General features: G+C 56.2%; 16 protein-coding genes. 14 read left to right on the plus strand and 2 right to left on the minus strand.

All coding sequences use genetic code 11. From position 1 onward, the window contains the following. Window positions 1-12 precede the first annotated feature (12 nt). From urtE to SIB88_RS03770, 13 genes are all read left to right on the plus strand, one after another. Window positions 13-708 carry an urea ABC transporter ATP-binding subunit UrtE gene (gene urtE, locus SIB88_RS03710; RefSeq protein ID WP_412559357.1) on the plus strand — a complete coding sequence of 232 codons (696 nt, stop codon included), beginning with the start codon at window positions 13-15 and terminating at the stop codon, window positions 706-708. A 186-nt stretch (window positions 709-894) separates the two neighbouring features. Next, the gene (locus SIB88_RS03715) at window positions 895-1,827 is read left to right on the plus strand and encodes an urease accessory protein UreD (RefSeq protein WP_412559358.1); all 933 of its coding nucleotides are present in this window, start codon (window positions 895-897) and stop codon (window positions 1,825-1,827) included. Between the two features lie 27 nt (window positions 1,828-1,854). Then, window positions 1,855-2,157 (plus strand): urease subunit gamma, encoded by a 303-nt coding sequence (locus tag SIB88_RS03720; RefSeq protein WP_101245281.1) that lies wholly within the window; start codon window positions 1,855-1,857, stop codon window positions 2,155-2,157. A gap of 12 nt (window positions 2,158-2,169) precedes the next feature. Then, window positions 2,170-2,475: an urease subunit beta gene (locus SIB88_RS03725; RefSeq protein ID WP_412559359.1), complete on the plus strand. Its 306-nt coding sequence runs from the start codon at window positions 2,170-2,172 to the stop codon at window positions 2,473-2,475. 15 nt (window positions 2,476-2,490) lie between these two features. Then, window positions 2,491-4,203: an urease subunit alpha gene (gene ureC / locus SIB88_RS03730; protein WP_412559360.1), complete on the plus strand. Its 1,713-nt coding sequence runs from the start codon at window positions 2,491-2,493 to the stop codon at window positions 4,201-4,203. 13 nt (window positions 4,204-4,216) lie between these two features. Continuing rightward, window positions 4,217-4,786 (plus strand): urease accessory protein UreE, encoded by a 570-nt coding sequence (locus SIB88_RS03735; RefSeq protein WP_412559361.1) that lies wholly within the window; start codon window positions 4,217-4,219, stop codon window positions 4,784-4,786. Further along, window positions 4,776-5,486 (plus strand): urease accessory protein UreF, encoded by a 711-nt coding sequence (locus tag SIB88_RS03740; RefSeq protein ID WP_101245854.1) that lies wholly within the window; start codon window positions 4,776-4,778, stop codon window positions 5,484-5,486. Before SIB88_RS03735 ends, SIB88_RS03740 begins: the two co-directional genes overlap by 11 nt. Continuing rightward, window positions 5,483-6,103, plus strand: coding sequence for an urease accessory protein UreG (ureG, locus tag SIB88_RS03745; protein ID WP_412559362.1), 621 nt, complete (start codon window positions 5,483-5,485; stop codon window positions 6,101-6,103). Before SIB88_RS03740 ends, ureG begins: the two co-directional genes overlap by 4 nt. Window positions 6,104-6,301: 198 nt before the next feature. Beyond that, window positions 6,302-6,748, plus strand: coding sequence for an SRPBCC family protein (locus SIB88_RS03750; RefSeq protein ID WP_412559363.1), 447 nt, complete (start codon window positions 6,302-6,304; stop codon window positions 6,746-6,748). Then, window positions 6,735-7,094, plus strand: a complete 360-nt coding sequence (locus tag SIB88_RS03755) for an ArsR/SmtB family transcription factor (protein WP_412559364.1) — start codon at window positions 6,735-6,737, stop codon at window positions 7,092-7,094. The genes SIB88_RS03750 and SIB88_RS03755 overlap by 14 nt, the downstream gene beginning before the upstream one ends. A gap of 194 nt (window positions 7,095-7,288) precedes the next feature. Then, a complete protein-coding gene (locus tag SIB88_RS03760; RefSeq protein WP_101245855.1) occupies window positions 7,289-7,837 on the plus strand; it encodes a biotin transporter BioY in 549 nt (182 codons plus the stop codon). A 105-nt stretch (window positions 7,838-7,942) separates the two neighbouring features. Then, on the plus strand, window positions 7,943-8,617 hold the full coding sequence (locus tag SIB88_RS03765) for an energy-coupling factor ABC transporter ATP-binding protein (protein ID WP_412559365.1): 675 nt from the start codon (window positions 7,943-7,945) through the stop codon (window positions 8,615-8,617). Beyond that, window positions 8,614-9,210, plus strand: a complete 597-nt coding sequence (locus SIB88_RS03770) for an energy-coupling factor transporter transmembrane component T family protein (protein WP_412559366.1) — start codon at window positions 8,614-8,616, stop codon at window positions 9,208-9,210. Before SIB88_RS03765 ends, SIB88_RS03770 begins: the two co-directional genes overlap by 4 nt. 97 nt (window positions 9,211-9,307) lie before the next feature. On the opposite strand, the gene fghA is transcribed toward SIB88_RS03770, so the two are convergent. Together fghA and SIB88_RS03780 are read right to left on the minus strand one after the other, a co-directional pair. Continuing rightward, window positions 9,308-10,165 (minus strand): S-formylglutathione hydrolase, encoded by an 858-nt coding sequence (gene fghA, locus SIB88_RS03775; protein ID WP_412559367.1) that lies wholly within the window; start codon window positions 10,163-10,165, stop codon window positions 9,308-9,310. A gap of 76 nt (window positions 10,166-10,241) precedes the next feature. Continuing rightward, window positions 10,242-11,366: an S-(hydroxymethyl)glutathione dehydrogenase/class III alcohol dehydrogenase gene (locus SIB88_RS03780; protein ID WP_101245291.1), complete on the minus strand. Its 1,125-nt coding sequence runs from the start codon at window positions 11,364-11,366 to the stop codon at window positions 10,242-10,244. Between the two features lie 121 nt (window positions 11,367-11,487). On the opposite strand from SIB88_RS03780, the gene SIB88_RS03785 reads away from it, so the two are divergent. Then, window positions 11,488-12,363, plus strand: coding sequence for a LysR substrate-binding domain-containing protein (locus tag SIB88_RS03785; RefSeq protein ID WP_412559368.1), 876 nt, complete (start codon window positions 11,488-11,490; stop codon window positions 12,361-12,363). Window positions 12,364-12,481: the final 118 nt, after the last annotated feature.

Below are 12,481 nucleotides of genomic sequence, written 5' to 3' on the forward strand. Positions count from 1 at the left end.
AGGTGCTGGAACATGCTTGATGTCAGCAATATTGATCTGTTTTACGGCGCGTCCCATGCCTTGCGCAAAGTGTCGCTGAATGCCCAGACCGGCAAGGTAACCGCGGTTTTGGGGCGTAACGGGGTTGGCAAAACATCCCTGATGCGTGCTGTCGTCGGCCAACATCCGATAACCGAGGGCAACATCAAATGGGAAGGCAAGGATATCTCGCGCGATCCGTCCTGGCGTCGGTCGGCGAACGGGATTGCCATTGTGCCCCAGGGGCGCGAGATTTTCCCGCTTCTGACCGTGAAGGAAAACCTGGAAACCGGGTTTGCTGCCCTTCCGCGCGCGATGCGTCATATCCCCGACGAGATTTTTGAACTGTTCCCGGTTTTGCGCGACATGCTGGGCCGTCGCGGTGGGGATCTTTCAGGTGGTCAGCAGCAACAGCTTGCCATCGGGCGTGCGCTTGTGACCCGTCCAAGATTGCTTGTACTTGATGAACCGACCGAAGGTATTCAGCCATCAATCATCAAGGATATTCAGCGCGTTATCAAACAGTTGGCGGATCGCGGCGATATGGCGATCTTGTTGGTCGAGCAATATTTCGAATTTGCCCATGAACTGGCCGACGAGATTGTCGTTCTTGAACGTGGCGAGGTCGTTTTGTCCGGGGCGAAAGAAACGCTCGATCGGGAAAAAGTGCGCGCCTATCTGACTGTTTGATCAGCATTTGCCAAAAAATTGCGCAACTTTCACGTGATTGATCAGACCATTGCCCGCCCGATCCCCGCCAAAACCGGGGTCTGGCGGGGATCGGGCGGTTGGCCCGCATCTTGCTGTTACTGCCCTTGGAATTGCCGGAAAACGGTATCAGGTTCATTAAACGGGCCAAACAATTCAGGTGGCTTAGTGCAGCTTAGCAAACTCGAAACCCCGATATCTGCATCCCCGAATGCAGATACAGCAACGAACGGAACGCCCGCGCGCATCATTACCGATGGCCGTGCTGAGGTAACGTTCCGTCAGGGTTCCGGGCCGGCCCATCAGGGCGGGCATGCCGCACTTGATCATCTTTATTACCGTGATCCGATGAAAATCCTGTTTCCGCGCCCGGTGGCCGGGGATTTGACGACGGCGGTTCTGGTGACGACATCGGGCGGGATGGTTGGCGGCGACAAGCTTGCCTTTGCCGGCAAGGTCGAGGCGGGGGCATCCGCCCTTTTTACCGCACAGGCCGCCGAGAAAGTTTACCGATCTGTCGGGCCGGACTGCGAAATGTCGGTTGATCTGATGGTCGAAGATGGCGGCTGGCTTGAATGGTTGCCCCATGAATCGATTCTGTTTGATCAGGCACGGTTAAAGCGCAAAACGACGATTTCCGCATCGGGAACCGGCCGGGTTCTTGCCGGCGAGATGATGGTGTTTGGCCGTCTGGCGCGTGGTGAAGTGTTTAAAACCGGACTGGCGCGCGACGCATGGGATGTGTCGATTGACGGGCGTCCGGTGTGGCGGGATGCGCTGCATCTTGAAGGCGATGTGTTGCGTATTCTGGATCATGCGGCGGCCTTTGACGGGGCGCGCGCCAATGCCACGGCCATTCTGGTCGGGCATGGGGTCGAAGATCATCTTGATGATGCGCGCGATTGCCTTGAACAGGCATCGGCGGGCCTTGCAAGGGATGATGTCCTGTGCGGTGCGACCGCGATGAAGGGAATTGTGATTGCGCGTTTCATGGCGCGTGAACCGATGAAATTGCGCCGGGTATACGGTGCTTGGTGGAAACAGTTCCGCCACAAGACACGGGGGCTTCCCGAACGTTTGCCGCGTTTGTGGGAGATTTAAAACGGTGGATCCAGGGAGTAGGCAGGCATGAATTTGACGCCACGCGAAAAGGACAAGCTGCTGGTTTCGGTTGCGGCCATGGTCGCACGCAATCGCCTTGAAAGGGGGGTAAAGCTTAATTACCCCGAAGCCATCGCAATCATCACCGATTATGTCGTCGAAGGGGCGCGTGATGGCAAATCTGTTGCGGCATTGATGCGCGACGGGGCCACCGTGATTTCGCGCGATCAGGTGATGGATGGCATTGCCGAAATGATCCATGAAATCCAGGTCGAAGCAACGTTCCCGGACGGAACCAAGCTTGTCACCGTTCACGAACCGATCCGTTAAGGGGGTAAGCACATGATTCCAGGTGAAATCATTACCAAGGAAGGCACCCTTATTCTTAACGAGGGGCGCGAAACCAAAACCATCATGGTGGCCAATACCGGGGATCGTCCGGTGCAGGTCGGATCGCATTATCATTTCTATGAAACCAATCCGGGTCTTGATTTCGACCGCGAAGCCGCACGCGGTTTCCGCCTTGATATCCCGGCCGGGACGGCAGTCCGGTTTGAACCGGGCCAGTCGCGCGAGGTCAATCTGGTGAAATATGCCGGGTCCGGCAAGGTTTACGGCTTTAACGCCAAAATCAACGGCAAGCTCTAAGCGGGGGAACGAGACATGGCATATGAAATTGATCGTCCATCCTATGCGGCGATGTTTGGTCCGACCGTTGGCGACAAAGTCCGTCTGGCCGATACCGACCTGATCATCGAGGTCGAAAAGGATTTCACCACCCTTGGCGAAGAAGTCAAATTCGGCGGTGGCAAGGTTATCCGTGACGGCATGGGCCAGTCACAGGCAACCCGCGCCGAAGGGGCGGTTGATACCGTGATCACCAACGCGCTGATCCTTGATTATACCGGGATTGTCAAAGCCGATATCGGCATCACCGGTGGGCGCTTTGCCGGGATCGGCAAGGCCGGAAACCCGGATGTTCAGCCCGGTGTTGATATCATCATCGGCCCGGGGACCGAGGTTATTGCCGGTGAGGGCAATATCATCACCGCGGGCGGCATTGATGCCCATATTCACTGGATTTGCCCGCAACAGGTTGAAGATGCACTTTATTCCGGTGTGACCAGCATGCTGGGCGGTGGCACCGGCCCGGCGGCGGGTACGAACGCCACCACCTGCACGCCCGGTCCCTGGCATATTGCCCGGATGTTGCAGGCCGCCGACGGCATTCCGATGAATATCGGTTTCTTTGGCAAGGGCAATGCGACCCTTCCGGGATCGCTGATCGAACAGATCAAGGCAGGCGCCTGTGGGCTTAAGCTTCATGAAGACTGGGGCACGACACCGGCGGCGATTGATAGCTGCCTGTCGGTTGCCGATGATCTTGACGTTCAGGTCATGATCCATACCGATACGCTGAATGAAAGCGGCTTTGTCGAACATACCCGCGCATCGTTCAAGGGCCGTACCATTCACACCTTCCATACCGAGGGGGCCGGGGGTGGTCATGCGCCGGACATCATCAAGTTGTGTGGCGAGGCCAACGTTCTGCCAAGCTCGACCAATCCGACCCGGCCATTCACGGTCAACACGATTGACGAGCATCTGGACATGTTGATGGTCTGCCATCACCTTGATCCGAAAATTCCCGAAGACGTCGCCTTTGCCGAAAGCCGCATTCGTCGCGAAACCATCGCCGCCGAAGATATCCTGCATGACCTTGGCGCGTTTTCGATCATTTCATCAGACAGTCAGGCCATGGGCCGTGTGGGTGAAGTCATCACCCGTACCTGGCAGACGGCAGACAAGATGAAGAAACAGCGCGGCGCTTTGCCCGAAGATGCGGGCAAGGGCAATGATAACTTCCGCGCCAAGCGTTATGTCGCCAAATACACCATCAACCCGGCCATCGCGCAGGGCATTGCGTCCCATGTCGGGTCGATCGAAGTTGGCAAGATTGCCGATCTTGTGGTCTGGAAGCCGATGTTCTTTGGCACCAAGCCCGACATGGTGGTCAAGGCCGGGATGATCATTGCCGCAGCGATGGGCGATCCGAATGCCTCGATCCCGACGCCACAGCCGGTTCATTACCGTCCGATGTTCGGAGCCTATGGCAATGCGCTTGCGAAATCGAGTTTCTCGTTCGTATCGCAAGCCGGCATTGATGCCGGAATTGCCGCCGAGTTCGGGCTTTCCAAGGAATTACTGGCCGTATCGAACACGCGCAATATCGGCAAAAAGGACATGAAGCTTAATGATGCGCTTCCGGTGATGGAAGTTGATCCGGAAACCTATCAGGTGACGGCGGATGGGGAACTTCTGACCTGTCAGCCGGTCGATGTTGTGCCGATGGCACAGCGGTATTTCCTGTTCTGATCGGATCAGTTTTATGCGTCATGCCATTGAACATATCCCGAATGATCGCACCGATACATCCGAGGTTCGCGGGACGGTGACACTGGTCTTTTCCGACCGTCATCGTCGCCGTATTCGTCTGCATGATGATGCGGGGGATCCTTTCTTGCTTGATCTTCCCCATGCGGTGCGTCTGGCCGACGGGGATCGGTTGCGCCTTGTTGATGGCGGAGTGATTGTGGTGCGCGCGGCCGAAGAACCGGTTCTGACCATTACGGCATCCGGCCCGATTGCCGCGGCCAAGCTGGCCTGGCATATCGGCAACCGCCATACCCCGGTCGAGGTCCTTAAAGACGGGCGGTTGCGCATCATTGATGATCATGTGATGCGCGATATGATTACCGGCCTTGGTGGCGTTGTCGAAAATGAAATCGCGCCGTTCAATCCGTTAAACGGTGCCTATCATGGTCTTGGCGGGGCGCATGGCCATAGTCACGGCAATGATCATTTCGATCATGAGGATCATGACCATAGCCATTCCCACAGCCACGGTGATCACAGCCATTCCCACGCCCATGCCGCAGGGAAACCGCATGACCACTGAAACCCTGACCCTTAACCCCGCAGGCCTGATGCGGTTGATGACCTGGCTGAGCCCGTCATTTCCGGTCGGTGCCTATACCTATTCCCATGGCGTGGAATATGCGGTGGAAGACGGACGGGTCAGCTCGGCCGAAAGCCTGATCAACTGGGTTGAAGGGGTATTGGAATTCGGGGCCGGGAGGATTGATGCGGTGCTGTTTTGTGCGGCATGGCGGGCGGCCCTTGCCGGTGATGAAAAGGCGCTTTTTGATATCGGTATCGAAGCTGATTGCTGGCGCGGCACATCTGAGATGGCGCTGGAGGCAACCGCACAGGGACGTGCCTTTGTCTCGACGGTGGAAAAGGTCTGGGGTGACGGGATGCTGTCGCGCTGGGCCAGCCGGATGCGCGATGATGATCGTCTGCCATCCTATCCGGTGGCGGTCGGTATTGCGGCGGCCGAGGCCAAAGTGCCGCTCTGTGATGCCCTGACCGCTTATTTGCATGCCATGGCGGCAAACCTTGTTTCCAGTGCGGTGCGTCTGGTGCCGCTTGGTCAGACCGATGGTGTCCGGTCACTGTCATCCCTTGATCACGCGGTTTCTGTCGCGGTGGATCACGCGATGGCGGCCGAACTTGCCGATCTCGGGGCATCTGCCCCATTGATCGACTGGACATCGATGAAACACGAAACCCAATATACGAGGCTATTTAGATCATGAGCTCTCCCCTTCGTATCGGAATTGGTGGGCCGGTTGGCTCGGGCAAAACCGCACTTCTGGAGCGCCTGTGCAAGGCCATGCGCGACGAGTTCAATATCGCGGCCATCACCAATGATATCTATACCCGCGAAGACGCCGAATTCATGACCCGGTCGGGCGCATTGGCCCCGGATCGGATTGCCGGTGTTGAAACGGGCGGCTGTCCGCATACCGCCATTCGCGAAGATGCCTCGATCAATCTGGCGGCGGTCGAAGACATGGCTGCCAAACATGCCGGGCTTGAGGCGATCTTTATTGAATCGGGTGGCGATAACCTGTCGGCGACCTTCTCGCCGGAGCTTGCCGACATTACCATTTACGTCATCGACGTGTCGGCCGGGGATAAAATCCCGCGCAAGGGCGGACCGGGCATTACACGATCGGATTTGCTGGTGATCAACAAGACCGATCTGGCACCGCTTGTTGGTGCGGATCTGGGCGTGATGGACCGCGATGCCAAAAAGATGCGCGGGGATCGTCCGTTCCTATTTACCAATCTCAAGGCCATGGATGGTCTTGAAGACGTCAAGAATTTCATCATCGAGACAGGGGGGCTCCGCCAATCCGCAGCATCCTGATATGGGGATATAAGGATAGCCGCACGGGCGTTGCCGGTTACATCAACACGGCATTGACTCAAGGATGACGGGAGCACGCATCGCCCGGCCGGAAACGGTCGGGCGTTTGTGCATTCGGCGATCAAATCAAATATGCAACTTTTTAGTTGCGTAACGGGATTTCTTCTGGCAGATTAAATGCAACCAGGAGGTTGCGTTATGTCAAATAGCATTGAAAAGTCGATCGAGATCAAAGCATCGCGGTCGCGTGTCTGGAAGGCCCTGACCGATCATCGCCAGTTCGGCGCGTGGTTTGGTGTTGATATCGATGCACCGTTTGCGGTGGGCAAAGTGTCGTCGGGAAAAATCACCATCGAAGGATTCACACACGTTCCATGGACATCGACGATCAAGGCGATGGAGGAACCGGGGTATTTCGCCTATACATGGCATCCATATGCGGTTGATCCCGACGTGGATTACAGCGATGAACCCGAAACGCTTGTCGAATTCTGGCTGGAAGAAACCGGTGGTCAGACATCGGTCCGGGTGCGCGAAACCGGATTTGACAATTTACCACCCCATCGCATTGCCGATGCGTTGCGGGCCAATACAAATGGCTGGGGCTTCCAGTTGGAAAACATCAAGAAATATGTCGAACGCTGAACAAAATCCTGCGAATGGCAAACATGACCGTGATTTTTCGGTCATGTTTGCCGCATTGGGCGATCCGACACGGTTGGCGATCTTTGATCGACTGGCCGATGGCAAGCCGCGTTCGATTTCGGTTCTGTCCGATGATGCCGATATGACGCGCCAGGCCGTGACCAAACATCTGCGAGTGCTTGAAAGCGCCGGTCTGGTGCAAAGCCATAAGGTCGGGCGTGAAAGCCAATATGCCTTTTGCCCCGAACAGCTGGCACAGGCGCGTGCCTATCTTGATCAGGTGGCGGGACGTTGGGAAACGGCCCTGATGCGGCTTAAAACCTTTGTCGAAGGCGATGATAGCTAACTTTTTGATATTCATCGCATAATTGGTGCGCTGCGATATCGGGGGCCAAAGCCCGGTGTCATTTTGCTTGGCGGGATGAACATTTACGGTTATCCCATATCGCGTTGAGCCGGTCGGGCGGACCGGTTAACGAAAGCATCCTTGCGCAAGGGGTTGATGCAGGGATGCTTTATAACGGCAATGGGAACCGTTACATGAAGACCAAAGATATCGTCTATATCGCCTTGTTCGCAGCTTTGACCGCTGTTCTTGGCCTATTTCCGCCAATCACACTTCCGATTACCGGTGTGCCGGTGACGGCCCAGTCATTGGGACCGATGCTGGCCGGTGCGATTCTGGGGGCGCGTCGTGGCGGCCTTTCGATCGTGCTGTTCCTGGTGCTGGTTGCACTTGGCCTGCCGTTACTGTCGGGTGGCCGTGGTGGTTTTGGCGTGATGATCGGGGTCACTGGCGGATTTATTTTTGGCTGGGCCGTTTCGGCCTTTGTCATCGGGCTTCTGATCGAGAAATTCTGGAACAGCCTGAATGTCATCAAGGCGGCCCTGTCGATCGCCTTTGGCGGGATTGTCGTGCTTTATGCGCTTGGCAATGCCTGGGTCGCGGTCGTGGCTGAAATCAGCTATTGGCAGGCCACCGTTGGTGCCGCGCCGTTCCTGATTGGTGATGTGATCAAGGTTGCAATTGCGACTGCGGCCTGTCTTGCGGTGCGCAAGTCCTATCCCTTGATTTCCAAATCAGCCTGACGTTTGATGGGCGCAAGCAGCATTCACCTTTGCGGTGTGCTTGCGCCCGTTTTATGACCAGACAACTGCCGATCACTTCCCGCAACAGGCCGGACCGACAACCCCATGATCCGTTTTGAAAATGTTTCCGTGCAGTTCGATCAGCGCAGGGTGCTGGAAAATATCGACCTCGCGCTTGGTGAAAAGCGGATCGGGATCATCGGGGCCAACGGATCAGGCAAAAGCACCTTTGTGCGTCTTCTGAACGGGCTTCAGACCGCGACCAGCGGGCGGGTATTGGTTGATGACCTTGATCCGGCCAAGGATGGCCGCAAGGTCCGCCGCCATGTCGGGTTTGTCTTTCAGAACCCCGATAATCAGATCGTCTATCCGGTAGTCGAAGAAGACCTGGCCTTCGGGCTCAAGGCCCTGAAACTGCCCAAGGACGAGATCAATCGTCGCATTGATGAAATCCTTGCGCGGTATGATCTCTTGGATTTCAAAACCCATCCCAGTCATTTGCTTAGTGGTGGGCAGAAACAGCTTCTGGCGATCTCGGGCGTTCTGGTGATGGAGCCGCGCTATATCGTGCTGGATGAACCAACCACCTTGCTTGATCTGCGCAATCGCAACCGGGTTGAACGCGCCATTGCCGATCTGGATCAGACGGTGATTACGGTATCGCATGATCTTGGTCTGATTGCAGATTACGACCGGGTTCTGGTGGTCGAAAATGGCCGGATTGCCGTTGATGATCGCCCGGCCGTTGCCATCGCCCGATATCGCGAGATGATGGCATGATCTCCGGGCTTTATATCGACGGGAATTCAGTGCTCCATCGCGCACAGGCCGGGCCAAAGATCCTTGCGATGGTTGCCCTTGGCACCGGTGTTTTCATGGTGCCGGACTGGCCGGTTGTCAGTCTTGTGCTGGCAAGTGTGATTGCGCTTTATCGGCTTTCGGGTTTTGGCTGGCGGGTTATCATCGCCCAGATCAGGCCAATGGCGTGGTTGCTTGCGATCTTTTTTGCGGTTCAGCTGTGGCTGAATGACTGGCAGGCGGGGTTGCTTGTCATTTCCCGGATTGCGGCCATCGTGATGTTTGCATCCCTGGTCACGCTGACCACCAAAACATCGGACATGCTGGCTTCCCTTGAGCGCGCCCTGCGTCCGCTTAAGCCACTTGGTGTGAGCCCGGAAAAGGTCAGCCTTGCCATTTCAATGGTGCTGCGCTTTATCCCGGTGATTGCCGCGGTCGCATCGGAAATCCGTGATGCCCAGCGTGCGCGCGGCCTTGATCGATCCATCCTTGCGATGATCGTACCGCTGATCATCCGAACCCTTAAAATGGCCGATGATGTTGCCGATGCGATTGAAGCGCGCAGCTTTGATTAGGCGATCATTCGTGCATGAAAAAAGAAAAAGCCCCGACACGTCAGGGGGGTAGGGTGCATGGCGACGTGCCGGGGGAGTTCGAAGATCAGGGGTGCAATCAGCTCAGGCCAAGATGCTTGGCGTGGAAGCGGATGTGATCTTCGATAAAGCTTGAGATGAAGTAATAGCTATGGTCATAGCCATCCTGCATCCGCAGGGTCAGTGGATAGCCTGATGCCTTGGCCGCGGCTTCTAGCGCCTCTGGCTTAAGCTGTTCGGCAAGGAAGCCGTCAGCATCACCCTGATCCACCAGTGCCGGGGTTTGGGCATCGGATGCGGTGGCCGCCTTCATCAGTTCCGAACTGTCCCAGGCCTTCCAAACCGATTTGTCATCGCCCAGATAATTGCCAAGCGCCTTTTGGCCCCACGGGCAATTGATCGGGTTGGTGATCGGTGAAAAGGCCGTAACCGATTTGAAGGTGCCGGGGTTGCGCAGTGCAATCATCAAGGCACCATGCCCGCCCATCGAATGGCCGGAAATGACGGCATCGTCGCTGACCGGGAAATGATCCCTGATCAAGTCGGGCAGTTCCTTGGTCACGTAATCATACATGCGGTAATTGCGTGCCCAGGGTTCCTGGGTGGCATTGACATAAAAGCCCGCACCCTTGCCGAAATCATAGGCTTCGTTCTCGTCATCGGGGACGTGATCGCCACGCGGGCTGGTATCCGGGGCGACAATCGCAATGCCCAGTTCGGCGGCAACGCGAAACGCACCGGCCTTTTGCATGAAGTTTTCATCGGTACAGGTCAGGCCCGAAAGCCAGTACATCACCGGAACCTTGGTGCCGTTGCCCGCCTGTGGCGGCAGGAAGATGGCAAAGCGCATGTCACAGCCCAGTACCGCGGACGGGTGGGTGTATTGCTTTTGCCAGCCACCAAACACCTTGTTGCTTGACGCGTTTTCAATACCCATTTCGGGGCTCCTTCTGATCGGCCATTGCCGGATGGTGTCCGGCAATGGCGTGATAGTTCAATTAAATAATCAATGATCAGTAATGGATGACCGAACGGATGCTTTCGCCTTCATGCATCAGGTCGAAAGCCTCGTTGATGTCTTCAAGCTTCATGGTATGGGTGATGAAGTCCGACAGCTTGAACTCGCCGGCAAGGTAGCGTTCAACATAATCGGGAAGCTGCGAACGGCCTTTGACACCGCCAAACGCGGTGCCGCGCCAGACGCGGCCGGTGACAAGCTGGAACGGACGGGTCGAGATTTCCTGACCGGCACCGGCAACACCGATAATCACCGATTCACCCCAACCCTTGTGGCAGCATTCAAGCGCGGATCGCATGACATTGACATTGCCAATGCATTCAAACGACCAGTCGACGCCACCGTCGGTCATCTCGACAATGACTTCCTGGATCGGTTTGTCGAATTTCTTGGGATTGATGCAATCGGTCGCGCCGAGCTGTTTGGCGAGATCGAATTTTTTCTCATTGATATCGATGGCAAGGATGCGGCCGGCACCGGCCATTTGCGCACCGATGATCGCCGAAAGACCAATGCCGCCAAGGCCAAAGACGGCCACGGAGTCACCCTTTTGCACCTTGGCGGCGTTGACCGTCGCCCCCATGCCGGTGGTGACCCCGCAGCCAAGCAGGCAAACTTCTTCAAGCGGGGCGGATTTGTTGATTTTGGCCAGCGAGATTTCCGGAAGCACGGTGTATTCCGAGAAGGTCGAGCAACCCATATAGTGATAGATCGGCTTGCCATTCTGCGAGAAACGGGTGGTGCCATCGGGCATCAGGCCCTTGCCCTGGGTGACGCGGATTTTCTGGCACAGGTTGGTTTTGCCCGATTTGCAGAATTTGCACTCGCCACATTCCGGGGTGTAAAGCGGGATCACGTGATCGCCGACCGCAACGCTGGTCACACCTTCGCCGATGGATTCAACAATGCCGCCGCCTTCATGGCCAAGGATGGCCGGGAAAATGCCCTCGGGATCGTCACCCGACAGGGTAAAGGCATCGGTATGGCAAACACCGGTGGCAACGATTTTGACGCGCACTTCGCCGGCCTTGGGCGGGGCGACCTGGACTTCTTCGATCGACAGCGGTTTGCCCGCTTCCCATGCGATGGCGGCTTTGCAGGTGATGGTTTCAAGGCTCATGACGCTTCTCCGGCAGATGAATATTTGAATATGCCCAGTCTATTTATTTCTTCTGATCCGATAATCCGGTATTTTGGTAAATGACTTTTACTATTGTGTAATAATCTGATCGGATAGGGGCATGAATACCTGGAACGGAATCAGCGAATTTATCGCGGTTGCCGAACATCAAAGCTTTACGGCGGCGGCCAAACAGCTTGGCATTTCGGTTGCCCAGGTCAGCCGTCAGGTCACTGCCCTTGAAGAAAAGCTTGGCACACAGCTTTTTTACCGCACCACGCGCAAGGTCAGTGTGACCGAGGCCGGGCAGATTTATTACCAGCATTGCCGTCAGTTGCTTGATGGTCTGGGCGAGGCGGAACGCGCCATTGGCAATCTGAGCGAGGTGCCGCGCGGCAAGCTTAAATTGACCGCGCCGACGACCTACGGGGAAACCGTGATCGCGCCGCTGGTCAATGATTTCGTCGTGCGCTATCCCGATCTTGAAGTCCAGTGCCGCTTTACCAACCAGAAGCTTGATCTGGTGCTTGAAGGCTATGACATGGCGATCCGTCTGGGCCGGTTGGAAGGCACGACCGGAAGCCTGATGACCCAGCAACTTTCAACCCGCCGTCTTTATGCCTGTGCGGCACGCAGCTATATCGCCAAACGTGGTGAGCCATATTCCCTTTCGGAACTGACCCATCATAATTGCCTTGTCGGGACGCTTGATTACTGGCGCTTTGAAGAGGATGGCCGCGAACGTACCATCCGCATCCATGGCTCCATCCATGCCAATAGCGGGCAGGCGCTTCTCGATGCGGCGCTTAAGGGGATCGGGATTGTGCAATTGCCCGACTATTACGTCGATCCCTGGATCGCCAGCGGCGATTTGATCCCGGTCCTGACCAAATACCAGCCTTCAGACGAAGGCATCTGGGCGATCTACCCGACCAACCGCCACCTCAGCCCCAAGATCCGGATGCTGGTGGAGCATTTGGGGCGGTATTTAGGATGACGGTCTTTGATGAAGTTTGAACTCGTTCGAGGGGATTTGGACTTTCTTTTATCAGGGTTTGATTGTTTTATACTGAACTTAACGGCTTTGGATTGATGTCAAAGTCGTTACCCGATGT

This window comes from Thalassospira sp. MIT121401, from assembly GCF_047125595.1.
Lineage (GTDB): Bacteria > Pseudomonadota > Alphaproteobacteria > Rhodospirillales > Thalassospiraceae > Thalassospira > Thalassospira povalilytica.

What these genes read in the sequence shown, in the direction of transcription:
- SIB88_RS03780 (WP_101245291.1), bottom strand. Translation starts at nt 11,366, where the DNA reads ATGAGCCTTGAAACCATCACCTGCAAAGCCGCCATCGCATGGGAAGCG.
- SIB88_RS03755 (WP_412559364.1), top strand. Translation starts at nt 6,735, where the DNA reads ATGTCGAACGCTGAACAAAATCCTGCGAATGGCAAACATGACCGTGAT.
- SIB88_RS03765 (WP_412559365.1), top strand. Translation starts at nt 7,943, where the DNA reads ATGATCCGTTTTGAAAATGTTTCCGTGCAGTTCGATCAGCGCAGGGTG.
- urtE (WP_412559357.1), top strand. Translation starts at nt 13, where the DNA reads ATGCTTGATGTCAGCAATATTGATCTGTTTTACGGCGCGTCCCATGCC.
- SIB88_RS03750 (WP_412559363.1), top strand. Translation starts at nt 6,302, where the DNA reads ATGTCAAATAGCATTGAAAAGTCGATCGAGATCAAAGCATCGCGGTCG.
- SIB88_RS03740 (WP_101245854.1), top strand. Translation starts at nt 4,776, where the DNA reads ATGACCACTGAAACCCTGACCCTTAACCCCGCAGGCCTGATGCGGTTG.
- ureC (WP_412559360.1), top strand. Translation starts at nt 2,491, where the DNA reads ATGGCATATGAAATTGATCGTCCATCCTATGCGGCGATGTTTGGTCCG.
- SIB88_RS03725 (WP_412559359.1), top strand. Translation starts at nt 2,170, where the DNA reads ATGATTCCAGGTGAAATCATTACCAAGGAAGGCACCCTTATTCTTAAC.
- fghA (WP_412559367.1), bottom strand. Translation starts at nt 10,165, where the DNA reads ATGGGTATTGAAAACGCGTCAAGCAACAAGGTGTTTGGTGGCTGGCAA.
- SIB88_RS03770 (WP_412559366.1), top strand. Translation starts at nt 8,614, where the DNA reads ATGATCTCCGGGCTTTATATCGACGGGAATTCAGTGCTCCATCGCGCA.
- SIB88_RS03760 (WP_101245855.1), top strand. Translation starts at nt 7,289, where the DNA reads ATGAAGACCAAAGATATCGTCTATATCGCCTTGTTCGCAGCTTTGACC.
- SIB88_RS03720 (WP_101245281.1), top strand. Translation starts at nt 1,855, where the DNA reads ATGAATTTGACGCCACGCGAAAAGGACAAGCTGCTGGTTTCGGTTGCG.
- SIB88_RS03785 (WP_412559368.1), top strand. Translation starts at nt 11,488, where the DNA reads ATGAATACCTGGAACGGAATCAGCGAATTTATCGCGGTTGCCGAACAT.
- ureG (WP_412559362.1), top strand. Translation starts at nt 5,483, where the DNA reads ATGAGCTCTCCCCTTCGTATCGGAATTGGTGGGCCGGTTGGCTCGGGC.
- SIB88_RS03735 (WP_412559361.1), top strand. Translation starts at nt 4,217, where the DNA reads ATGCGTCATGCCATTGAACATATCCCGAATGATCGCACCGATACATCC.